The sequence below is a fragment of the Acinetobacter sp. MF4642 genome, from assembly GCF_002018925.1.
In the GTDB taxonomy this organism is placed as follows: Bacteria; Pseudomonadota; Gammaproteobacteria; order Pseudomonadales; family Moraxellaceae; genus Acinetobacter; species Acinetobacter johnsonii.
In genome coordinates this window covers 1-22,235 of sequence record NZ_MVON01000001.1, presented here as the reverse complement: position 1 = coordinate 22,235, position 22,235 = coordinate 1, and the positions used below count along the sequence as shown (strand labels likewise).

Sequence of the window (22,235 nt, the reverse complement as noted above, 5' to 3'; positions counted from 1 at the left end):
TTAAATTCCTATATTCACCACATATTGCTGAGCAACATGACGTGCGTTTTGATCGGCTTCTAAAATAACATCAAGTTGTGTTGCTGCTTGATGTGAGATGGTATTCAAAGTGTGTTCAACAATAGCAGGAATATCCATAAACCCCACCTGTTGATTTAAAAATGCAGCAACAGCAATTTCATTGGCTGCATTTAAAATCGCTGGGGCTGTGCCCCCAGTTTTCATCGCTTGACGTGCCAAGCTTAATGCTGGGAATCGATGTGTATCAGGCGCTTGAAAATCCAACTGATGATTTTTAAATAAATCTAAAGCTGGAACATGGGTTTGAATACGCTCAGGCCATGCCAATGCATGTGCAATCGGCGTACACATATCAGGATTTCCCATTTGCGCCAATGTTGAACCATCCACATATTGCACCATGGAATGAATAATACTCTGCGGATGCACAACTACTGTAACAAAATGTTCTTCGATTGAAAAAAGATGACAAGCTTCAATTAGTTCTAACCCTTTGTTCATGAGGGTCGCCGAATCAACCGAAATTTTCTGCCCCATGGACCAATTAGGATGTTTACACGCCTGCGCAGGCGTTACATTGTGTAATTCATCTAAACTATGTTTTAGAAATGGCCCGCCTGATGCAGTCAGAAGAATACCAGAGACTCCGAGTTTCGGCTGTCCGTGACGCTCAGCTTGTAAATAGGTCGGCGGCAAGCATTGGAAGATTGCATTATGCTCAGAGTCCACAGGAAGTAAAAGAGCCTGATGATCATGAGCAGCCTGCATCATGATGTCACCCGACATCACTAGTGCTTCTTTATTTGCCAAAAGGACACGCTTTCCTGCTTTTACCGCTGCTAGCGTCGGCATTAAACCTGCCGCACCCACAATCGCCGCCATCACCACATCCACTTCTGGATGTTCAGCAACTGCGATGAGACCCGCCTCATCCGCCAAAATTTCAATGCTTTGCAAATTGGCTGCGACAAGTAGTTGGCGTAGTTCATCTACTTTTGCTTGAGGTACAACTGCAATTTGCGGTTGAAACTGCTGACAAATATCAACAAGCTCTTGCATCCGACTATGTGCCGTAACAGCAAACACACGATAGCGTTCAGCATGTTGATGCAATATTTTTAAGGTGCTCTGCCCAATCGAACCTGTAACACCTAAAATACAAACAGATTGAGACATTTACAAATCTACGCCAATAAGTTTTAACACATATACACCCGCAGCAAAGATAGGTGCAGCAGCCAGTAACGAGTCAATACGATCCAATACCCCACCATGCCCCGGCAAAATACGACCTGAGTCTTTAATTCCAGCACGACGTTTAATCATAGATTCAAACAAATCACCTAAAACTGAGCTAAATACAGTCACTACAGATAAAATAAGAAATAATAAATGCTGTGCGTACGTTAAGTCTAAATAGAGGATTTCAACAGCAACCACGATGATCATGGCCGTAATCACACCACCATAGAGACCTTCCAATGATTTATTTGGACTCACTTCAGGTGCAAGTTTACGCTTACCCAGTTTACGCCCAACAAAATATGCCCCGCTGTCAGCACCCCAAACCAATAAAAACAGGTACATCAGCCACCACGGAGACATCTTCCAGAGTGCAAAAATAGCGGTCACAGCTGAAGATATCAGAACAATCCCAACCACCTTAAGGGTTGAATTATACCAAGCATCATAATTTGGATAGGATTTAACCCAATACAGGCTGAGCAGCCAACATAAGATAGAGGCAGCCCAAAGTAGAAGCGCAATATCGTTAAAGTATAAAGCAAGTGTAGCAAGGCCAGCACTTAGTAAACCAAAACCCCACGCTAGAGGTTTATTAACATTTTTTGTTGTACGGGGCATGAGTTTAAACCACTCATAGCCTGCAACCCCTGCCGCAATAATCATCAGCACAAACATTGGATAGTGTGACTGGGTTGCAAACATACAACTCAGTACAACGGCCACCAAAACCAATGCGGTTATAATCCGCTCTAACATTTATTAGTTCTCAATTTTATCTTGTAGAATTTGTTCCGTCGTTTTCCCGAAACGACGTTCACGCCCACCAAATACAGCCAAGGCGTCATCAAACTCTTCTACACTGAACTCTGGCCAAAGAGTTGGAGTGAAGTAAAGCTCTGCATAAGCTGCTTGCCACAACATAAAGTTCGATAAACGAAAATCCCCACCTGTACGAATCAATAGATCCACAGCCGGTAAATCACTCAAACTTACGTATTGGCCAAAAATATGTTCATCAATTTGCTCAGGATCTAACGCTTGAGATTGAACAGCAAGCGCAATCTGCTTAGCCGCATGCGCCATATCCCACATCCCACCGTAACTAATTGCGATGGTCAAAGTCATCTTGTCGAAATTAGCAGTGTCTTGTTCGGCATGCAACATTAAGTCACGCAATTGCGGAGATAATTTAGAACGATCACCAATAAAACGTAAAGACATTTGATATTGATGCATACGAGGCAACTGTTCATGAATCGTGTCTTCCAACAGTTTCATGAGCAAATCAACTTCAGCTTGAGGGCGCTTCCAATTTTCACTCGAAAAAGCAAAAACGGTTAATGCTTGAATATTTCTTTTTCGACAATGCTCTACAATCGGGTCCAGGACATTTTTTCCTTCACGGTGACCATCGCCCTTTTGCATTGCATTTTTTTTGGCAAAACGATTGTTGCCATCCATGATGATGGCAACATGTTTTGGAAGAGTAAGCTTATCTTCTGAATCGGTCATTATACAAATTAGACCTTCAACAGCTCAGCTTCTTTATTCGCAAGACGTTTGTCGATTTCAGCAACAAACTTATCTGTGATTTTTTGAATATCATCAGATGCACGACGTTCATCATCTTCAGAAATTTCTTTTTCTTTCAACAATGCTTTGATGTCGCCCAGTACATCACGGCGAATATTACGTACTGCAACTTTTGCATTTTCAGCTTCGTTACGCGCAACTTTTTGCATGTCACGACGTGTTTCTTCCGTCAATGCAGCCATTGGAACACGAATCGCATCAGCCGTAATCGGGTTTAAACCCAAATCTGATTCACGAATCGCTTTATCAATTGCTGCAACCATCGTGCGCTCAAATGGCTGAATCAACAAGGTACGCGAGTCTTCAACACCCACGTTTGCCACTTGGTTTAATGGCACATCTGAGCCATAGTAAGGAACCATTACCCCGTTTAAGATAGATGGATGCGCACGTCCTGTACGAACCTTGGCAAAACCGTGTTCTAACGAGTCAAGTGACTTGTTCATACGGTCTTCTGCGTCTTTTTTAAGATCGTTAATCATGTGATCTTCCTTACTTAATTCGAAAAGATATAAATTCTAAAATAGCGTGTAGTATAAAGAGCTTTCGAGGTCACGTACATTAGTTCGTTACGTGAGTACCCTCTTTTTCACCCATAACCACTGAAAGCAATGAACCTGCTTTATTCATGTCAAAGACTTGAAGCGGCACATTATGGTCACGACACAAACAAATCGCTGTTAAATCCATCACACCCAATTTTTCATCTAACACTTGATCAAAGGTTAAAGTGTCATATTTAACGGCATCATCATATTTGCTTGGGTCTTTGTTGTAGACACCATCAACTTTCGTTGCTTTTAGGATCAGGTTGGCTTCAATCTCGATACCACGTAAGCATGCTGCTGTATCTGTGGTAAAGAACGGGTTACCTGTACCTGCGACAAACACACAAACTTCACCTTGTGTTAGGTGACGAATCGCATCACGGCTTGAGTATGATTCAACCACAGCACCAATTGGCAATGCAGACATCAAACGGGTTTTGATATTACGGCGTACTAAAGCATCACGTAATGCCAAGCCATTCATCACGGTTGCAAGCATACCCATTTGGTCACCCGTTACGCGACCAACCAAACCATCTTTTTGCAATTGACTACCGCGATATAAGTTACCACCACCCACAACAATCCCGACTTGCACACCCAAACCTACTAAGTGCGCAATTGCCAAAGACATTTGATCAAGTACTTGAGCATCAATACCCATATCTTTATTTCCAGCCAACGCTTCGCCAGAAAGTTTCAGTAAGATGCGTTCAAAACGTGGTTTTTTAGAATCCAACATCGCAATAACTCCAATATCTAAATTTTAAAATTTTATTTGTGTCTTAATTCGATTTAATCGAAATCAATTGTGCATACAGATCATATTCATCTGCATCGGTAATTTCGACTTCTAACAAATCGCCTGATTTAATCTGGCTTTTATCAATATCTTCCACAAAGACATTGCCATCAATTTCAGGAGCATCTGCGTATGAGCGTGCAATCGCAACTGGGAATTCTTCATCCAACTCATCGACCAGCACCGTCATTTTCTGACCAACACGCTTTTGAAGTTTGGCAGCAGAAATCGCCTGTTGCACTTCCATAAAGCGTTCATAACGCTGTTGCTTAATCTCTTCAGGCACGTGATCTGGCAAGTCGTTTGCTGTCGCACCCTCAACAGGTGAATAGGTGAAGCAGCCTACGCGATCAAGTTGTGCTTCTTTTAACCACTCAAGTAAGATTTCAAAATCTTCTTCAGTTTCGCCAGGGAAACCCACAACGAAGGTTGAACGAATCACCAAGTCAGGACATTTTTCACGCCACAGCTTTAAACGCTCAAGTGTATTTTCACTATGCGCAGGTCGTTTCATTAGTTTTAAAACTTTTGGGCTGGCATGTTGGAATGGAATATCCAAATAAGGCAAAATTTTACCTTGTGCCATCAAGTCAATCACTGCATCCACATGTGGATATGGATAGACATAGTGCAAACGCACCCAAATACCCAGTTGACCTAAGGCCTCACACATGTCATAGAACTTCGTCTTAACAGGTTGACCATTCCAAAAGTCTAATTTGTATTTGGTATCGAGGCCGTAAGCAGAAGTATCTTGGGAGATAACGAGTACTTCTTTTACACCGGCACGTTTAAGCGCAGCCGCTTCTTCTAAAACAGAACCGACTGGGCGAGACACTAAGTCACCACGCATACTTGGAATAATGCAGAAGGTACAACGATGGTTGCACCCTTCTGAGATTTTTAAGTACGCATAATGCTTCGGCGTTAAACGAATCCCTTGTTCTGGAACAAGGTCAATAAATGGGTTGTGTTTTGGTGGCTCAGGCACGTATTGGTGCACAGCTTCCATCACTTCTTGATATGCAGCCGCCCCTGTCACTTTTAAGACATTTGGGTGCATTTGGCGAATTTTGTCTTCGTCTTTACCTAGGCAGCCCGTAACGATTACACGACCGTTCGCACTCATGGCTTCGCCAATGGCATCTAAAGACTCTTGCACTGCAGATTCAATAAAACCACAGGTATTTACAACAACTAAATCCGCACCATCATAATCTGATGCTACATCATAACCTTCAGTCTTCAACTGAGTTAAAATTCGTTCGGAATCAACCAATGCCTTAGGACAACCTAAAGAAACAAAACCGACTTTGGGGGATTTCATGAATCTGCGCTCCACTAGAATGCGCGTATTGTATGTCTTTTCTGTTTATAAAAACAGATCGATTCCACACTCTTTGTTTAATGCACCAAAATAAAACCAACACTGTAGTAGAATTAACATAACGCACCATTTTAAGTCACTTTCGGTTTACTTGATTTTTAGAATCCGCTATATCTTTAGCTAATCGTTCATTTACAGCGCATTCCGCAAAAAAAGTGTGCTCATTTCACTATACAAAATCAAAGTTGGCGTGCATTTTGCTTTATTTGCATCAATTCAGTCCGCTATTTGGAACGGTTAATGCTTTATCAAGATGCCATTGCGCTATTTTAATACAGGATACATTCGCTAATGGATCACCCTATTTCTATCGACTATCGCCTTTTAGTGGACAATTTGACCACTGCGATTTTATTGGTCGACAGTAAATTAAATATTTTTTACTTAAATTCCTCTTGCGAAGCATTATTTGATATCAGTCTTTTACGTGCCTCTGGCCAACCTGCGCTTAATTTACTCCATGCACCCAATGATGAGTTCAATACAGAAGAAGCACTTCTCAATACTTTAAACTCGGGACAACACTACACCCGTCGTGAAGCCATTATAAAGGTCAACTTTAAAGATATTCATGTTGACTATACCGTGTCACAGCTGAATTCAAATAAACCCTATCACCCTTTGCTTTTAATTGAGATCAATCCAATTGATCGGATGCTTAAAATTTCCAAGGAAGAAAATTTCCTACAACAACATCAGGTCGCACGCCAACTCATTCGTGGTGTTGCACATGAAATTAAAAATCCGTTGGGCGGAATTCGCGGCGCTACACAACTGTTAGCGCGTAGCCTCAATGATCCGCAATATAGCGAGTTCACCGACATTATTATTAGTGAAGTTGATCGCTTACGTAATTTAGCAGACACCATGCTTGGTTCTCGTCAGCTCCCCAGTTATGAATTGGTCAATGTACATGAGCCTTTAGAGCGCGTTCGCTCACTCATAACCAACCAAACCAAAAAGAAAATTAAGATCACCCGTGATTATGATTTGTCATTACCTGAAGTCATGGCCGATCGTGATCAGTTGATACAAGTCATGTTGAACATTAGCGTCAATGCAGTGCAAGCCATGACTGAAAATAAAGAGTTCTTTGTCGACCACCAACCTGAACTAATGTTACGCACCCGTATTCAACGTTTAGTGACCATTAATGGTGTACTTCAACGCTCTGTGGTACGGATTGATATCGAAGACAATGGTCCGGGCGTTCCAGAAGAAATTTTAGAATCCGTGTTTTACCCACTGGTCACGGGTCGTGCTAAAGGCACAGGACTGGGTTTAAGTATTGCGCAAAATATTATGCATCAACATAACGGAATGATTGAATGCCAATCTGTTCCCGGAAAAACAACTTTTAGCTTATATATACCTTGGGAGTTAAACCATGTCGCGAAATAAAATATGGGTAATTGATGACGATCGCGCCATGCGCTGGGTGCTGGAAAAAACGTTCAAAGAAGAAGGTTTTGACGTCACAAGTTTTGAAGAAGCTCAATCTGCTTTAGACCAACTCAGTTTAGATGCACCCGATGTAATTTTGACCGACATTCGAATGCCCGGCATCGATGGCTTAACTTTTTTAGCGAAAGTTAAAGCCAACTATCCTGATCTACCTGTCATTATTATGACGGCTCACTCTGACCTAGAGTCTGCTGTTTCAAGTTATCAAACAGGTGCATTTGAGTATTTACCCAAGCCTTTTGATATTGATGAAGCCTTAGCTTTAGTGAATCGTGCGATTTTGCACATCACCAAAATGCAGCAGCAAGAATCGGCAAAAACGGTACCACCGATTCAATCGACCGAAATCATTGGCGAGTCTCCTGCTATGCAGGAAGTCTTCCGCGCGATTGGTCGTTTGTCTCAATCACACATTACAGTGTTAATTAATGGTGAATCTGGTACAGGTAAAGAGTTAGTTGCGCATGCGCTACACCGCCACTCACCACGGAGCAGCAAACCTTTTATTGCACTCAACATGGCCGCGATTCCCAAAGACCTAATTGAAACAGAGCTTTTTGGTCATGAGAAAGGTGCATTTACTGGCGCCAATACCCAGCGCCAAGGTCGCTTTGAACAGGCCAATGGTGGAACGCTGTTTTTAGATGAAATTGGCGATATGCCTTTTGAAACACAAACGCGTTTACTGCGTGTCTTGGCTGATGGCGAGTTTTACCGTGTTGGTGGGCATATCCCAGTAAAAGTAGATGTACGTATTGTCGCGGCAACGCACCAAGACTTAGAAAAATTGGTACATGATGGTCGCTTCCGTGAAGACTTATATCACCGTCTAAACGTGATTCGCATTCACATTCCAAAACTGGCGCATCGTAGCGAAGACATCCCGATGTTGGCGCAGCACTTCTTGGCACGCGCAGGCAAAGAATTAGGTGTAAGCCCTAAAATCCTTCGCCCTGAAACGCAAGAATATATGCAACAGCTGCCTTGGCAAGGAAACGTACGTCAACTTGAGAACACCTGCCGCTGGTTAACAGTCATGATTACAGGGCGTGAAGTTTATCCTGAAGACCTTCCGTCAGAACTGAAGCAAATTCCAATTACCCGTTCAGGTGAAGATGCACAAGCCGCGCATAACTTAGATCGCATTGCGGTGCATCATTGGGACGAGTTATTGGGTCAATGGGCTGTGCAAAAGCTGAAAAATGGCGAGATGAAAATTCTCGATATCGCCACCCCCATGTTCGAACGTACATTGATCATTGCTGCGCTGCAACAAACCCGTGGCCGTAAACGGCATGCGGCTGAGTTACTCGGTTGGGGGCGTAACACCCTTACGCGTAAACTTAAAGAACTAGGTATGGATACCGCAGATGATGAAAGTGAAGAAGAAGCTTTAGAAAACTAAGACAGATTCAAATAAAAGCGCCGCAATGGCGCTTTTATTTATTAAGCCGTAAAGCCTAAATAGCGTGAATAGCCTTCAACACCAAGTGGTGCTTTTAACATGATAAATTTTGGGTAACTGGCTTGAGTTAACTCTTCAAACATAATCACTTGATCATCATGTGCATGGAGATCATCAACACTGCGCTGCATGGTCGCTTCAAATTCATCTGTGATATATTCAAAACCAATGTCCATCGCAATAAATAAGGTATGCTCACAAGGCTGAACGTATTGTTCCTGAGACCAATCAATTACCTGTTGTTGGCAGTGTGGACACGCTACAGGATCTGTCGCTTCACAGTCTAGTGGGATCAATTGATAAGTCATAATTTAGTTTTTAAACAAAGATGCTGCGAAGTTTAGCATAGGATAAAGTACCTAGAATAATCATGTCGACTTTAGAAAAAGCCATTGCACTGGCTGCAACCCAACATGCGGGGCAACTCGATAAGGGCGGACAACCTTACATCTTGCATCCACTTCGCCTCATGTTGCAATTTTCCAATCCCACCCTACAAATCATTGCGGTGTTGCATGACATTTTGGAAGACACCGCAACGACTGCTGAAGACTTAAAAGCGCTTGGCTTTAGTGCCGAGATCATTCAATCCATACAAGCACTGACCAAACAAACAGGTGAATCACGTTTGGAAGCGGCTAAGCGCACTGTATTAAACCCTCTTGCAACCCAAGTGAAATATGTTGATGTACTCGATAATATGAACCTTACGCGCATAAACAATCCAACAGCACACGACTTTGCACGACTTGAAGAATATAAAGTGGTGCTTGAAATACTCAAACAAGCGAAAACTCAGCGAAACCCTTAAAATAGCTGAGTATTTTCAATTAAATCTCTACAATTTCAAAATTGACAAACTGCAACGATCACTTTTTAATTAAGCCTATCGTTGCACAAATGGACATCGTGAATGTTAAGCGATTTAGATGATTTTTATTGTTTTGCTCAAGTGGTTGAACATGGTGGTTTTAGCGCAGCCGAACGCGCAACAGATATTCCTAAATCCAAGCTCAGTCGACGCGTGTATAACCTCGAAGAGCGCTTGGGTGTACGCCTAATTCAACGCAGCTCCCGCCATTTCGCAGTGACCGATATTGGTATGAATATTTACCGTCATGCGCAAGTGATGATGAATGCTGCACAAGCCGCACACGATTTGGTCGATCATCTCAGTTTACAACCGCGTGGCGTCATTAAACTCAGCCTGCCAGTATCGATTGCACAAAACCAAATTGCACGCATTTTACCAAGTTTCTTAAAAACCTATCCCGAAATTAAAGTGCAAATGATGGTAACCAATCGCCGTGTGGATATTATCAACGAAGGTTTTGATATTGCCCTTCGCGTCCGCTCCAATCTAGACGATGATCCAAGTTTGGTAATTCGTAAATTTGAAAATATCGAGCAGCATTTATTTGCCAGCCAAGCCTACTTAAATGAATTTGGCGAACTGAAACAACCTAAAGATTTAAGCCAACATCATATACTGAGTATGGTTGATGAGCATTTAGATCAACATATCATCGTGCATAATGATGCGCAGCAACAAAAGAAAATACGCGTCAATCCTGTAGTGATGGGCTCTGATTTGAGTATGTTGGCTCAACTGGTCCGTAAGAACTGCGGTATTGCCTTACTTCCAGACAGCATCGTACAAGATATGGTGAAAAGTGGTGAGCTGGTTCGTGTCCTACCCGACTGGAAAGCACCACACGGTATTTTTCATGCGGTGTATCCTTCACGTCGTGGTTTATTGCCTGCTGTCCGCGTGTTTATTGACTATTTAATTGAACACCTTAGCTCAAATAAATCACTTTAAACTCTACACATGCTCAATGACATTGAGCCAATCTATTAGACAAAAAAAAGAGCTTAACCGAGGTGGATAAGCTCATAAACTTTCAAAATAAGAAACTACAGCGAGTATCTTAGAAACAATTTTAGTGACAAAATGAAGTCTAGACCAATAGCTTACACGTATAAGTTTTAATCAAAAAATAGCAAAAATGCGACAAATAAAGGGTTTCAGAAATATCAGTTATTGCTTTTAAGACTTAATTTAGCTTTTAAGTCACAAAGCTAGACCAAAGTCTAAAATTTAACCACAGACAAAACATCAACTTAAATTTCCAGATAAGTGCCCGTGCCTTCAGGCCAAGGTGATAGTAACTCAAAACCTGTTTCAGTCACGAGTACCATATGCTCCCATTGCGCAGTTAAAGATTTATCGGCAGTCACGACTGTCCAACCGTCCTTGAGCTCTTTGACATGCGCTTTGCCCATATTAATCATCGGTTCAATCGTGAACACCATGCCCGCTTTAAGCTGCATCCCCTTACCTGGTTGACCATAGTGCAATACGCTTGGCTGTTCGTGATAAACTTTGCCAATACCATGACCACAATACTCGCGTACCACACTATAACCTTCACGGTGCGCAACAGTTTGAATGGCATAACCAATATCACCAAGCGTCGCACCTTGCTTCACAGCATGAATACCTGCAACCATCGCCTCATAAGTCGTATCGACTAGCTTTTTGGCTTCCGGTTTCACTGTACCCACATAGTACATACGACTGGTATCACCAAAGTAGCCATCTTTAATAATCGCCACATCAATATTAATAATATCGCCATCTTTAAGTACAACATTCGGCGATGGAATACCGTGACAGACCACTTCATTTGGAGAAATACAGGTGGTTTTGGTATAGCCATGATAACCAATATTGGCAGGCGTCACTTTTAAGGTATTTACAATGAAGTCATGACAAATATCATCCAGATATTCAGTCGTGACACCCGGCTTTACATGCTCACCAATCATCGCTAAAACTTCGGCAGCCAAACGACCAGATATACGAAGTTTTTCTACATCTTGTTCAGTTTTTATGCTCACATTTAAGCCACGCATTGAAATATCCTCAATTATGAAGTCGCAAGTATAGACCTTTTCTCAATATTTTTGTTCAAACTTAAATCTTAGGCTAGCCTTCAACAACTGACCTCTAAATAATTTGTGTAATTTTAAAGCATTTGCACTACAACTTTTAATTTAGGAAAAATAGCGCCTCAAGCTTTTAATATTTATAATTTTTCTATTTTAAAATGGATAATCAATCACATATATCAACCTATTTTTTACAAGTTGATATATTCACTTTTCATCTTATAAAAAAATTTAATACTACCCATGAAATAAATTAGCCAAAAAAACACTTATGCACTAAAATCGTCCCCTTTGTTCAACTCGATCTCCCTTTTATGACAAGTCTGCGTACTCGGGATATTGTTGCTTTGGGTTTTATGACTTTCGCACTCTTCATTGGTGCGGGCAACATTATCTTTCCACCGATTGTGGCTCAGCAAGCGGGTGAGCATGTATGGCTAGCAGCTTTTGGTTTCTTAATCACTGCTGTGGGCTTACCTGTAATCACCATTATTGCGCTGTCACGTGTCGAAGGTTCGATTCAAATTTTAAGTTCACCTTTGGGTAAAATAGCCAGTCTCATTTTAACCATTACGTGTTACCTAACTGTCGGACCACTCTTTGCGACACCACGTACTGCAACCGTTTCTTATGAAATTGGTTTTTCATCTTATCTTGGAACATCAAGCAGCAGCTTGCTGATCTACAGTGCAATCTACTTTAGTGTAGTCACCCTCATTTCACTGTATCCAAACAAGATTTTAGACACGGTTGGCTATGTACTCTCGCCACTGAAGATTTTATCTTTAGCCATCCTTGGCATTGCGGCGATGATGATTCCAACGGGTTTCGTTCCGCCAGCCATCAATAATTATGTTGACAGCCCTGTTTCTGAAGGTTTTGTAAATGGTTACTTAACCATGGACACTTTAGGTGCTTTGGTTTTTGGTATTGTGATTATTCAAGCCATTCGTTCACGTGGTGTCAGCAACCCTAAACTGATTACGCGTTATGCAGTTATTGCGAGTATCATTTCTGGTATTGGTTTAACTGTAGTTTACCTCAGCTTATTTAAACTTGGCCTTGGAAGCCATGAAGTCGCAGCAAATGCGAGCAATGGTGCAGTGATCCTGCATGCATATGTTCAACATGCATTTGGTGACTTAGGTTCTATCTTCCTTTCTGCCATGATTTTTATTGCGTGTATGGTCACTGCGATTGGCCTGACCTGTGCATGTGCTGAATATTTCAGTTCAATCACTAAAATTGGCTATAAAGTTTGGGTCTTCATTCTGATTGGTTTCTCTTTCATTATTTCAAACTTAGGTTTAACCAAACTTATCGCCTTTTCTGTGCCTGTTTTAAGTGCAATTTATCCACCTGCAATTGTAGTAATTATGCTGAGCTTTGGCTGGAAATTCTTTAATCATCCTCGCCGAGTGATTGCACCTGTTACCGCAGTGTCTTTGGTCTTTGGCCTTCTAGACGGTTTAAAAGTTGCGAACTTTGAACTGCCTTATGCGCTGACTCACTTACCTCTTGCAGAACAAAACCTTGCATGGCTTATCCCATCATTGGTGGTTTTTGTAATTGCTGTTGTAATCGACAAAGTGAAAAAGTAAGCAAAAACTGATGTTGTTAAAATCTGGTTTTACCCAAACCTGATTTTAAGCATGATCAATATTTGTCACATTTTATCCAAATGGACACATATTGTTTCATTTCTTTCTACATCAGTTTTTGTACATACTGACACATTTCATATACACCGCTAAAGTCGTATATCAACTCCTTCATATCTCTTCTAAATTTAATATTAGAAAATAAAAAATTCTTTAAAGCCTGTCCTAGTAAGCCATTCATGGCATCAATATTGCTTTATACAATCTATGTATAAGCTTACATACATCAGTTATTTGTCATCTTATACCGTAACGAAATACTATTTATTCACTAAAAAAATGCTACATACATATTTTCTGATTGGTATAGCATAATTTCTCTGAAAAATAGTTGTTTTTGCTCTTGATCAACGCAAGTTTTAGCAGTACAACATTTAGAACTAATCCGACTAAACACATTGGTTTTTAGTCAAAAACTCAAGGAGGGATGGAGATGTTATCATTACATTTCAACAAGCAAGTCTTCATTAACGCTCTGAAGGCAAACAAGAATATGGTGACGTATTTAAGTACCACCATTGCCCTAATGGTCATTATGATCATGCATGGCTTAATTCAAGGTAACCTTAAAGCTGAATATTTTGCTTACGCTATCGTCGTATCATTTGCCTTTTATTTATGGGCAGTCGTCGATCAAAAATTCCGAAAGGCCACACAGTCAATTGACTAGCAAACAGGTGGATGATTAGTCATCCACCTTTGTAAAAGTATAAAAATTAAAAAGCTATAAGAACAACTTAAAATAAACCTAAAAACATTCCCCACAACAAACCCAACGTCGCTACAATTTCCCCCACAACCAATGCCATCATTGCCATCAGCATGATTGATTTGGGCAAAGTCCATTTGCCTAAAACATGCGGACTACGAAATTGGTTATTGGTGTCTTGCAATACCCCATGCACAATATAGCTCAGTATAGAGAAGCTAAAAAAGAATAAATTGATTCCCACAAACAGCATATTCACAGGTTCAGGCCAGACTGAAATTGCGGCCATTACCGCAATAATTAAACTTGCAGGTGCATATAACAAACTGCTGCGGTGTGCGATATCAACATAATAATGCGCACGAAACTGTGGTGAATGGCGAATTTGCGCATATTTCCATACCCCTGTCAGCATCCCAACAAACAGAAAAATCCCACTAAACAAAAGTGCAAATTTTACCGACATATCTAATTCAACAAACTGCATGTGTTTTCCTTTTTTATTTTCACCCTATTCTATACAGATCTACTTGACTTCAAAGTCATAGATTAGACAAGTTTCTTTTTGGAACTTAGGTAGAGTAGAAAAAAATTCTATGCTTAACCGATTATGCAAAATTACGAAACTTTAGCTATCACCTGCTCTGACCATTATTCACTCAGTGGACGCTTTTATGCAGCCCAAGGTACACAGCAAGCCCTACCTGTTTTAATCTGCCCTGCCACAGGTATTACCCAGCAGTTTTACCACCATTTTGCATCATGGCTTGCCGAACAAGGCTATGCCGTTTTGGTTTTTGATTTTCGCGGCATTGGTGAGTCTCTGCATGAACCACTTAAAAAGTCGAAAGCCAGCATCGTGCAATGGGGGCAATTGGACATTCCAGCGGCGATGGAGGTGTTATTGAATAAGACCCAAGCGACACAAGTGATTTTGCTCGGTCATAGTGCAGGTGGGCAACTTTTAGGTATTAACCCAAACTATGAAAAAGTCGCAAAAGTTGTTGCTGTTGCAGGATCAACAGGTCACGTAAAAGATTTGAAAGGTCGTACTAAACTTCTGGCTCCTGTGATGTTTAAACTGATCTTTCCTATTGCACGTTATACCTTAGGTTACGGACCGACCAATGCCATTGGCATGGGCGAAAACCTACCCAAAGATGTGGCACGTGATTGGGCACAGTTTTGCAGCAAACCTGGTTATGTCATCAATGCCTTAGGCAAAACTGTACAAGATGATTTCCACCGTGATATTCGCTGTCCAATTACAGCCATTTGGGCCTCGGATGATGAAATTGCCACACAAGTGAATGTTAAAGGCTTACTCAGCCTTTACCCAAATGCACAAACAGATCAAATTGAACTCAAACCACAGGCTTATGGCCATAAAGTCATTGGACATATGGCGATATTTAAGCGCTCCCATCAAAACTTATGGCCTGAAATTGCAGCACAGCTTTCATCTTAAGGCGGTACATATCAAGCCAAGCCTATCGCCAGTTCAAGCAGCACTTACTTGACTGGCTTTATTTTCACCGCAAAACTGCAGCTTTCAGATAAAAACCAACGCTATTGATAAATTTAATTTCATTAATCGATAAATAAATATTATATTTCCACCACGAATTTTTATTAAGTCATAGTTCATGTGATGACTATCGCATGTGCTAGAGATGGATGAATCATGTCTGCACAACAGCAACCCCAGCTTAAGCATGGGCTGAGCAACCGCCATATTCAGCTGATTGCTTTAGGCGGCTCTATTGGTACAGGCCTATTTTTAGGCATTTCGCAAACCATTAAACTGGCTGGCCCTTCCGTTATTTTAGGCTACGCACTGGCGGGCTTAATTGCATTTTTCATGATGCGCCAGTTGGGTGAAATGGTGGTTGAAGAACCCGTGAGTGGCTCTTTTAGTTATTTTGCCTATAAATTTTGGAGCCCTTTTGCTGGCTTTATGTCGGGCTGGAACTATTGGGTGCTCAATGTCTTGGTCTGCATGGCGGAACTAAGTGCCATCGGCCTCTATGTCCAGTATTGGTGGCCTGAAATTCCCACATGGATTTCAGCGCTTGGTTTCTTTGTACTGATCAATGCCATCAACCTGCTGCATGTCAAAGTCTTTGGTGAAACAGAATTTTTATTCTCCATGATTAAAATTCTCGCCATCATTGGCATGATTGGATATGGCGCTTGGTTACTGGCAAGTGGTCACGGTGGTGCACATGCCTCTATTTCCAACCTCTGGGCTCTAGGCGGTTTCTTTCCCAATGGCATTTCTGGCTTAATCATGGCGATGGCCATCATTATGTTTTCCTTTGGCGGTATTGAACTCGTTGGTATAGCAGCTGCGGAAACTAAAAATCCGACCACAACTATTCCTAAAGCAGTCAATCAAATTGTCTACCGTGTGTTACTGTTTTATGTGCTTACGATCATTGTTCTGCTCTCATTGTTTCCATGGAATCAAATCGCAGAAGGCGGTAGTCCTTTTGTTTTGATATTTGACTCCTTAGGTAGTCAAGGCGTTGCAACTGTGCTGAATTTTGTGGTCTTAACCGCAGCTATATCGGTGTATAACGGTACCAGCTATGGCACGAGTCGTATGCTGCTAGGCCTGGCAGAACAAGGCAATGCTCCACAATTTTTAAAGAAAATTAACCAGCGTGGCATCCCTTATGCAGCCATTTTATGCTCTGCATTGGTGACCTTACTGTGCGTCGTCTTGAATTATATCTTCCCAGAAAAAGCCTTTAAACTACTGATGAGTCTTGTAGTTTCAGCCATTGTGATTAACTGGATGATGTTGGCGTTGACCCATTTAAAATTCAAGCAACGTATGCTGGCATTGCAAAAATCAACCTTGTTTCCAACTTTGATTTACCCTATCAGTAACTATATCTGTATTGTATTTATGCTTGGTATTTTAGTGGTGATGTGGCTTACACCTGATATGCGAATTGCAGTGATGCTGATTCCACTTTGGATTGGCTGCCTAACTCTAACTTACTGGTTTAAACAAAGATCAAAAACACAAAAAATACCATAAATAAGTCAGCAAACAGCGCCGTTAAAAGGCACCCTTCCCTTTAAAGACGCTGTTTGCAAATCAAAGCCAATTTCCCAAATGACTTTGATTGAATCACTTTATTGTAGTCATAACCGATGCAGAGTGTTTCTCTTTTATTTGCTTATTTTGAGTATTTATTGAGAAATATTTTCACATAAAATAGTTTATAAAGAAAATTATACGCAGGAATACGTTATGAATGACGCTCACTACGTTTTAGATAAAATTGACCGCCGTATTTTGTCTGAACTTCGCCAAGATGGCCGCCTGACTGTTACCCAGTTGGCTGAGAAAGTTGGGCTCTCGTCTTCTCCGTGCTGGACACGTGTAAAACGTCTAGAAAACCTCAATATCATTGAAGGCTATACAGCGAAGATTAATTCAAAAGCCATTGGTATTAATGAGCTGTTTTTTATTGAGATTACGCTTGAACGCCATGATGATGAAATCTTAGAGCAATTTAGTGAAGCACTGGCTTACATGCCTGAAGTGGTTGAAGCACATTTAGTAACTGGCGATTACGACTACTTACTCAAAGTCGCAGTGAAAAATGCAGAACACTATGAACGCTTTTTGCGTAAAAACTTATACTCAATGAAAGGTGTACGTCATACACGCTCCATTTTTGCCTTACGCCCTTTAAAACTCGAAAATAAATCCGACCTCATTATGATTGAGTGATTGCTGCAAATATTGTGTAAATGTGGTTTAATACACTCAGTATGAGATGAGCCTCTTACAGTATGTGCCTTAGATGTGCATACGACTAGCCCCTAACCATGGGGCTTTTTAATGTCTATAGATTTTATATTTCTGATATTTTAGATAGTGCACATCATTCAAATACAAAACCGTAACCAATAAAAAAATACCCTAAAGTGCTTTTTTATTAACGATATCATCTCTAAAAATATTAACCCAAAATACCAATTGAGAGCTGAATCACAAAAGCATTCACAATATCGACAAAGAATGCGCCCGTCAGCGGAATGATCAAAAAGGCTTTATGGGATGGTCCATAGGTATTGGTTACCGCTTGAATATTGGCAATTGCTGTCGGTGTCGCGCCTAAGTTGACGCCACATTGGCCTGCACAGAGTACCGCAGCATCATAGTTCTTACCCATCACACGAAAAGTCACAAAGTATAAATAAAGTGCTAAGAACAGTGTTTGAACAATCAGGATAATCACTAAAGGACCTGCTAGATCTGCCAACAACCAAAGCTGTAAGGACATCAACGCCATGGCTAAAAACAGTGCCAGTGAAGCATTGCCAAATACATCGATACAGCGGTCAAAAACCTGAACTCTCAACCCATGCTCTAAAATATTACGTAAAACCACACCACACATCAGTGCCCAAACAAAACTTGGTAGCTCAAACCACTGCCCTTTAGCTACCGCTGTCATGAAGTATGCAAAGCTGATACAAATGGCAAACATCCCCATGGTTTTGACCGCATCATCCGCTGTAATCAGACGCGTCTTTTCAGGAAATTCAAATGGCGCCGTTTGTGCTGAAGGTGGCGCTTCATTACGCCCTGTTGCAGCTGGAATTTCTTCAGCCAACTGGTAGCGACGTATCAGAAATTTAGCGATAGGTCCACCTATTACCCCACCAATGATTAAACCAAATGTTGCACTTGCCATACCCAGCACAATCGCACCATGCACACCATGTTCTTGTTCAAATATCGTGCCCCATGCACCTGCTGTCCCATGACCACCTGTGAGTGTGACCGAACCGGTAATTAAACCAATCAGCGGGTCTAGACCTAAAACTTTGGCAAGACTAATACCAACCACATTTTGCAGCAGGACAAATACAATGACGCAGACTAAAAATATAAGCAGCGACTTCCCACCTTCTTTGAGCTTAACTAAGCTTGCACTTAACCCCACAGAGGTGAAGAACATCAGCATAAAAATTTGCTGAATATTGGTATCAAAGTTGACAGTTATGTTTGAACCTTTAAATAAGATATAAGTGATAACAGCTGCAACCAACCCACCCGCAACTGGTTCGGGAATGTTATATTTTTTTAAAATACTGACTTTATTCACAAATACATAACCGACCAATAGCACAGCAACTGCTGCAACAATGGTCATAAATGCATCGAATTGATAGTTCATGAGATATCCAATGATGCTTATTGCATTAATTCTAAAACAGATAAGTCAGTGATGAACAGGCTAAAGTTTCTCAATGTACAATTTCTATGCTTTAGATTACATGATGTTTTAAAACTGAGCTCAGTATTTTAAAAATACATAATCTTAAAAAACAAAAAAGACTCAATTGGGTCTTTTTTGTTTTTACAGCAACATAACTTTAAAATTAAAATTTATAATGAAAGCTTAATGTTGCATTTCTTGGATCACCCCAAGCCATAGCATTTGGACCAATCCCTTCATAATACTTCTTATCAAAGATATTATTTACGTTTGCTTGCATACTCATATTTTCATCAAATTTATAGCCCAGCATCGCATTTGCAAGATACAAATCACCCCGATCAACTCGTGTAGCACCTGTACCGATATAGATTTTACTGTAGTAGTTTAAACCTGCGCCTGCATACCACGAATCATTTTTATATTTTACAAAAACATCAGCCGTGGTACGTGAGTTTGTAGGATTGTAGTCATCACCTTTGGCATCCTTAGCATCAAAATTGGCAACACCAAAGCTAAGCCCCCAGTTATCATTGATTTCACCATCAATATTTAACTCAACCCCTTTGCTCACGACACCATCTGTCCCGTAATAAGCATTTTCATTGGTTGTACCATCAACTTTAACATTTGTACCATCTGCTTTCAGTAAAGCTTGAGCTGCATTACTTTGCTCGATGCGAAACACTGAAAGCCCCGCATTTAGACGCTTATCAAGAAACTCCCCTTTTACACCAGTTTCATACGTTTTACCTTCTACAGGATCTAAGTAGTCACCCGACTGATCTCTATTTGTTTGTGGTTTGAAAATACTGGTATAGCTTGCATACCATGAATAGTTCGGTGCAAAGTCAAAAATAAGACCTGCATAAGGGGTTAATTGATTTTCAAATTTACGATCCGTTGTATGTGTTTCTGACTCATACTCCCAATTTGAAACACGTAAACCAGCAACTGCTTTTAATGGATCTAAAATGTGGAATTTACCTGAAATATATCCAGCGGTTTGCGTGGTTTCATTCAATGGATTGGTTTTATCCATTTCTAATGAACCAATCAAACGCGTATTCATGTGATTAAAATCAATTACATCTTGCCCTAACAAATCGATTAGATTTTGCTTAGTTAACGCAGGGTTATTTGGAACAAAGGTCTGCCCATAAGTATTTTTCTTGAGCTGGGCTTTATTCCAAGAACCACCTAAAACGATTTCCTGATTTCGCCCTGCAAGGGTAAATGGTGCAGTAATATAAACATCGACATTATTTTCATCGTTTCGCTTTTGGTCGCGATATACCGAGGCATTTTCAATGGGAATTGTATTCGTTGCTTTAGTCACTTTTCCAGCAGTATAGAAAATAAAACTATCGGTATCATCTCGACGGTATGAGTATGCAACATTTAAATCAACGTCATTAAATAAGTTTTGCTTTAAGTTTGCAAACAGTGCTGTGGACTTTACATCCCAAAATGTCCAATCTGAACTCACAATCGATGAACGGTCAAAATTGGTTTTTGTGCCATCGGTATAAAAAGCAGGTAAACCTCCCCAACGCACACCATCGCGATTCAACTCTTGATAAGATGCTGCGAAAGATAATAATGTTTTATCGCTAATATCATAATCAATTGCACCATAAACAATATTTCGCTCTTTCTCATAAAAATCCATAAATGAATCTTCATCAAAATGTTTTACAAATACGCGTCCACGAAGTGAACCATCACTATTTAAAGGTGCAGATAGATCTGCCGAGCTTGAATAACTATTCCACGAACCTGCCGATGCACTTACTGATCCAGCAAATTCCCTTGAATTTGCATGCTTACGGATTAAATTAATACCCATTGCTGGGCTTCCAGCTCCAGTCATTAAACCATTAGCACCTTTTACAATTTCAACACGGTCATAAATACTTAAATCTAGGTCAGCTGCCACTAAGTTTGCAGTTGTTGGCTTGCCATCGATGAGGAAATAATCTACATCAAAACCGCGTGCATAAGGTCGCTGACGTTCGTCCGTACGCGGAGTAGATACACCTGTAATATTACTCATCAAATCTTGGAAGGATTCAATGTTACGGTCATCTAAATATTCTCGGGTATAGACTTTGACTGTTTGTGGCGTTTCACGTAGGGATAAATTTAACTTGGTTGCGGTATTTGTGCTGCTCGTCGTATAGCTGCCTGTATTTTCGGTAACTGCTGTTTTATCTTGGGCTGTAAGGGTAATGGTCGCCAACTGTGCATTTGGCTGAGACGTTACATTCGCCTCCTCCTCTTCTACGCTGTTTGCATGTGTCATAGACAGCATGGCAGTTGAAGACAGAAAAATGATTTGCATCGCCAAATAGAGTGGCTTTTGCGTAGAGAGAGGACGTTTAAACATATCAGGACATTCACAGCTAATGAGAAAAAATAAGACAATGAATTGATAATTTTAAAGTGCGCACGTGCCTACTATGCTTAAGTAAAACAAGCACCTTTGTAGTATCACAAGTACTAAGATTCGTAAAATCCTTTTCGAACATCTCAGTGGTTTGAGTCATTACATATCAATCCATTTCGAAAAATTATAAACAAAAAATAATGCAAGTGATACTAATTATCATTAGCAAATACATCTTTAATTTAGATTTAAGATATTTGTATTGCCGATATACGTTCCTTTTCACAGAAACTGGGTGAAAAATAGACAATCGATATTTATAATGCTCTAATTTTTTATAATTATAAATAGGCTTTGTTGCACAAACCTATCTGTAAAGGCTTTTTCAGCGATATAATTTTCAAATGAAGAAGCCTACACACAAAATCTACCGCACAACCAATTGGCCCGCATATAACCGAGCACTCATGAGTCGCGGAAATATTGCCATTTGGTTTGATCCTGCGCAATGGTATGCGCCATCAAAAGGCAAACAAGGGCGAAATCAAACCTACTCCGACGCAGCCATCCAATGCTGCTTAATGATTAAATCCTTATTCCGTCTGTCTTTACGTATGGTCACTGGCTTTGTGCAAAGTCTGATTAAACTTTGCGGATTAAATTGGATAGCTCCAGATTACACCACGCTTTGTAGAAGACAAAAGCATATTGATATTGTAATCAGCTACCAAAAAAGTAGCGATGGGC

At 40.6% G+C, this 22,235-nt stretch carries 21 protein-coding genes; 10 read left to right on the top strand and 11 right to left on the bottom strand.

Features of this window, described 5'->3' with window-relative positions; genetic code table 11:
• The 6 genes from ispC to rimO form a co-directional block, all read right to left on the bottom strand.
• Positions 1-1,197 (bottom strand): 1-deoxy-D-xylulose-5-phosphate reductoisomerase, encoded by a 1,197-nt coding sequence (gene ispC, locus MF4642_RS00105; RefSeq protein ID WP_078424897.1) that lies wholly within the window; start codon positions 1,195-1,197, stop codon positions 1-3.
• On the bottom strand, positions 1,198-2,022 hold the full coding sequence (locus MF4642_RS00100) for a phosphatidate cytidylyltransferase (protein ID WP_004981939.1): 825 nt from the start codon (positions 2,020-2,022) through the stop codon (positions 1,198-1,200).
• A 3-nt stretch (positions 2,023-2,025) separates the two neighbouring features.
• Positions 2,026-2,778, bottom strand: a complete 753-nt coding sequence (gene uppS / locus MF4642_RS00095; RefSeq protein ID WP_004696563.1) for a polyprenyl diphosphate synthase — start codon at positions 2,776-2,778, stop codon at positions 2,026-2,028.
• 8 nt (positions 2,779-2,786) lie between these two features.
• The gene (gene frr / locus MF4642_RS00090) at positions 2,787-3,341 is read right to left on the bottom strand and encodes a ribosome recycling factor (RefSeq protein WP_004981941.1); all 555 of its coding nucleotides are present in this window, start codon (positions 3,339-3,341) and stop codon (positions 2,787-2,789) included.
• A 79-nt stretch (positions 3,342-3,420) separates the two neighbouring features.
• A complete protein-coding gene (gene pyrH / locus MF4642_RS00085) occupies positions 3,421-4,149 on the bottom strand; it encodes a UMP kinase (protein ID WP_004696558.1) in 729 nt (242 codons plus the stop codon).
• A 43-nt stretch (positions 4,150-4,192) separates the two neighbouring features.
• Positions 4,193-5,536: a 30S ribosomal protein S12 methylthiotransferase RimO gene (rimO, locus tag MF4642_RS00080; protein WP_004696556.1), complete on the bottom strand. Its 1,344-nt coding sequence runs from the start codon at positions 5,534-5,536 to the stop codon at positions 4,193-4,195.
• Positions 5,537-5,887: 351 nt separating this feature from the next.
• Between rimO and glnL the strand changes: the two genes are divergently transcribed.
• Both glnL and glnG read left to right on the top strand, forming a co-directional pair.
• Positions 5,888-6,997 carry a nitrogen regulation protein NR(II) gene (glnL, locus tag MF4642_RS00075; protein ID WP_004696555.1) on the top strand — a complete coding sequence of 370 codons (1,110 nt, stop codon included), beginning with the start codon at positions 5,888-5,890 and terminating at the stop codon, positions 6,995-6,997.
• Positions 6,984-8,465, top strand: a complete 1,482-nt coding sequence (glnG, locus tag MF4642_RS00070; RefSeq protein WP_004981946.1) for a nitrogen regulation protein NR(I) — start codon at positions 6,984-6,986, stop codon at positions 8,463-8,465. Before glnL ends, glnG begins: the two co-directional genes overlap by 14 nt.
• 41 nt (positions 8,466-8,506) lie before the next feature.
• Here glnG and MF4642_RS00065 read toward each other — a convergent pair whose 3' ends face one another.
• Positions 8,507-8,833, bottom strand: coding sequence for a hypothetical protein (locus tag MF4642_RS00065; RefSeq protein ID WP_004696551.1), 327 nt, complete (start codon positions 8,831-8,833; stop codon positions 8,507-8,509).
• A 62-nt stretch (positions 8,834-8,895) separates the two neighbouring features.
• Here MF4642_RS00065 and MF4642_RS00060 point away from each other — a divergent pair, with 62 nt between their 5' ends.
• Together MF4642_RS00060 and MF4642_RS00055 are read left to right on the top strand one after the other, a co-directional pair.
• Entirely contained in the window at positions 8,896-9,336 is a 441-nt protein-coding gene (locus MF4642_RS00060) for a phosphohydrolase (protein ID WP_078388764.1), read from the top strand.
• 102 nt (positions 9,337-9,438) lie between these two features.
• A complete protein-coding gene (locus MF4642_RS00055; RefSeq protein ID WP_078424896.1) occupies positions 9,439-10,347 on the top strand; it encodes a LysR family transcriptional regulator in 909 nt (302 codons plus the stop codon).
• Positions 10,348-10,649: 302 nt separating this feature from the next.
• Here MF4642_RS00055 and map read toward each other — a convergent pair whose 3' ends face one another.
• Positions 10,650-11,444 (bottom strand): type I methionyl aminopeptidase, encoded by a 795-nt coding sequence (gene map / locus MF4642_RS00050; protein WP_078424895.1) that lies wholly within the window; start codon positions 11,442-11,444, stop codon positions 10,650-10,652.
• Positions 11,445-11,794: 350 nt separating this feature from the next.
• Between map and brnQ the strand changes: the two genes are divergently transcribed.
• Together brnQ and MF4642_RS00040 are read left to right on the top strand one after the other, a co-directional pair.
• On the top strand, positions 11,795-13,081 hold the full coding sequence (gene brnQ / locus MF4642_RS00045) for a branched-chain amino acid transport system II carrier protein (protein WP_004981952.1): 1,287 nt from the start codon (positions 11,795-11,797) through the stop codon (positions 13,079-13,081).
• A gap of 493 nt (positions 13,082-13,574) precedes the next feature.
• Positions 13,575-13,811 (top strand): hypothetical protein, encoded by a 237-nt coding sequence (locus tag MF4642_RS00040; RefSeq protein ID WP_004696541.1) that lies wholly within the window; start codon positions 13,575-13,577, stop codon positions 13,809-13,811.
• 67 nt (positions 13,812-13,878) lie between these two features.
• On the opposite strand, the gene MF4642_RS00035 is transcribed toward MF4642_RS00040, so the two are convergent.
• Positions 13,879-14,337: a hypothetical protein gene (locus MF4642_RS00035; RefSeq protein WP_078424894.1), complete on the bottom strand. Its 459-nt coding sequence runs from the start codon at positions 14,335-14,337 to the stop codon at positions 13,879-13,881.
• Between the two features lie 123 nt (positions 14,338-14,460).
• On the opposite strand from MF4642_RS00035, the gene MF4642_RS00030 reads away from it, so the two are divergent.
• From MF4642_RS00030 to MF4642_RS00020, 3 genes are all read left to right on the top strand, one after another.
• Positions 14,461-15,318: an alpha/beta fold hydrolase gene (locus tag MF4642_RS00030; protein WP_078424893.1), complete on the top strand. Its 858-nt coding sequence runs from the start codon at positions 14,461-14,463 to the stop codon at positions 15,316-15,318.
• Between the two features lie 216 nt (positions 15,319-15,534).
• A complete protein-coding gene (locus MF4642_RS00025; protein ID WP_004696534.1) occupies positions 15,535-16,899 on the top strand; it encodes an amino acid permease in 1,365 nt (454 codons plus the stop codon).
• A gap of 216 nt (positions 16,900-17,115) precedes the next feature.
• Positions 17,116-17,601, top strand: coding sequence for an Lrp/AsnC family transcriptional regulator (locus tag MF4642_RS00020; protein ID WP_004696532.1), 486 nt, complete (start codon positions 17,116-17,118; stop codon positions 17,599-17,601).
• Positions 17,602-17,833: 232 nt separating this feature from the next.
• On the opposite strand, the gene gltS is transcribed toward MF4642_RS00020, so the two are convergent.
• Together gltS and MF4642_RS00010 are read right to left on the bottom strand one after the other, a co-directional pair.
• The gene (gene gltS, locus MF4642_RS00015) at positions 17,834-19,057 is read right to left on the bottom strand and encodes a sodium/glutamate symporter (RefSeq protein WP_078424892.1); all 1,224 of its coding nucleotides are present in this window, start codon (positions 19,055-19,057) and stop codon (positions 17,834-17,836) included.
• 205 nt (positions 19,058-19,262) lie between these two features.
• On the bottom strand, positions 19,263-21,488 hold the full coding sequence (locus MF4642_RS00010) for a TonB-dependent siderophore receptor (RefSeq protein ID WP_078424891.1): 2,226 nt from the start codon (positions 21,486-21,488) through the stop codon (positions 19,263-19,265).
• 404 nt (positions 21,489-21,892) lie between these two features.
• On the opposite strand from MF4642_RS00010, the gene MF4642_RS00005 reads away from it, so the two are divergent.
• Positions 21,893-22,235 (top strand): transposase (locus MF4642_RS00005; protein ID WP_171262482.1); only part of this gene is annotated, 343 nt, incomplete at its 3' end.

Bases quoted from the DNA above. Each gene is read 5' to 3' on its own strand.
- ispC (WP_078424897.1), bottom strand. From the start codon at position 1,197: ATGTCTCAATCTGTTTGTATTTTAGGTGTTACAGGTTCGATTGGGCAG.
- MF4642_RS00100 (WP_004981939.1), bottom strand. From the start codon at position 2,022: ATGTTAGAGCGGATTATAACCGCATTGGTTTTGGTGGCCGTTGTACTG.
- uppS (WP_004696563.1), bottom strand. From the start codon at position 2,778: ATGACCGATTCAGAAGATAAGCTTACTCTTCCAAAACATGTTGCCATC.
- frr (WP_004981941.1), bottom strand. From the start codon at position 3,341: ATGATTAACGATCTTAAAAAAGACGCAGAAGACCGTATGAACAAGTCA.
- pyrH (WP_004696558.1), bottom strand. From the start codon at position 4,149: ATGTTGGATTCTAAAAAACCACGTTTTGAACGCATCTTACTGAAACTT.
- rimO (WP_004696556.1), bottom strand. From the start codon at position 5,536: ATGAAATCCCCCAAAGTCGGTTTTGTTTCTTTAGGTTGTCCTAAGGCA.
- glnL (WP_004696555.1), top strand. From the start codon at position 5,888: ATGGATCACCCTATTTCTATCGACTATCGCCTTTTAGTGGACAATTTG.
- glnG (WP_004981946.1), top strand. From the start codon at position 6,984: ATGTCGCGAAATAAAATATGGGTAATTGATGACGATCGCGCCATGCGC.
- MF4642_RS00065 (WP_004696551.1), bottom strand. From the start codon at position 8,833: ATGACTTATCAATTGATCCCACTAGACTGTGAAGCGACAGATCCTGTA.
- MF4642_RS00060 (WP_078388764.1), top strand. From the start codon at position 8,896: ATGTCGACTTTAGAAAAAGCCATTGCACTGGCTGCAACCCAACATGCG.
- MF4642_RS00055 (WP_078424896.1), top strand. From the start codon at position 9,439: ATGTTAAGCGATTTAGATGATTTTTATTGTTTTGCTCAAGTGGTTGAA.
- map (WP_078424895.1), bottom strand. From the start codon at position 11,444: ATGCGTGGCTTAAATGTGAGCATAAAAACTGAACAAGATGTAGAAAAA.
- brnQ (WP_004981952.1), top strand. From the start codon at position 11,795: ATGACAAGTCTGCGTACTCGGGATATTGTTGCTTTGGGTTTTATGACT.
- MF4642_RS00040 (WP_004696541.1), top strand. From the start codon at position 13,575: ATGTTATCATTACATTTCAACAAGCAAGTCTTCATTAACGCTCTGAAG.
- MF4642_RS00035 (WP_078424894.1), bottom strand. From the start codon at position 14,337: ATGCAGTTTGTTGAATTAGATATGTCGGTAAAATTTGCACTTTTGTTT.
- MF4642_RS00030 (WP_078424893.1), top strand. From the start codon at position 14,461: ATGCAAAATTACGAAACTTTAGCTATCACCTGCTCTGACCATTATTCA.
- MF4642_RS00025 (WP_004696534.1), top strand. From the start codon at position 15,535: ATGTCTGCACAACAGCAACCCCAGCTTAAGCATGGGCTGAGCAACCGC.
- MF4642_RS00020 (WP_004696532.1), top strand. From the start codon at position 17,116: ATGAATGACGCTCACTACGTTTTAGATAAAATTGACCGCCGTATTTTG.
- gltS (WP_078424892.1), bottom strand. From the start codon at position 19,057: ATGAACTATCAATTCGATGCATTTATGACCATTGTTGCAGCAGTTGCT.
- MF4642_RS00010 (WP_078424891.1), bottom strand. From the start codon at position 21,488: ATGTTTAAACGTCCTCTCTCTACGCAAAAGCCACTCTATTTGGCGATG.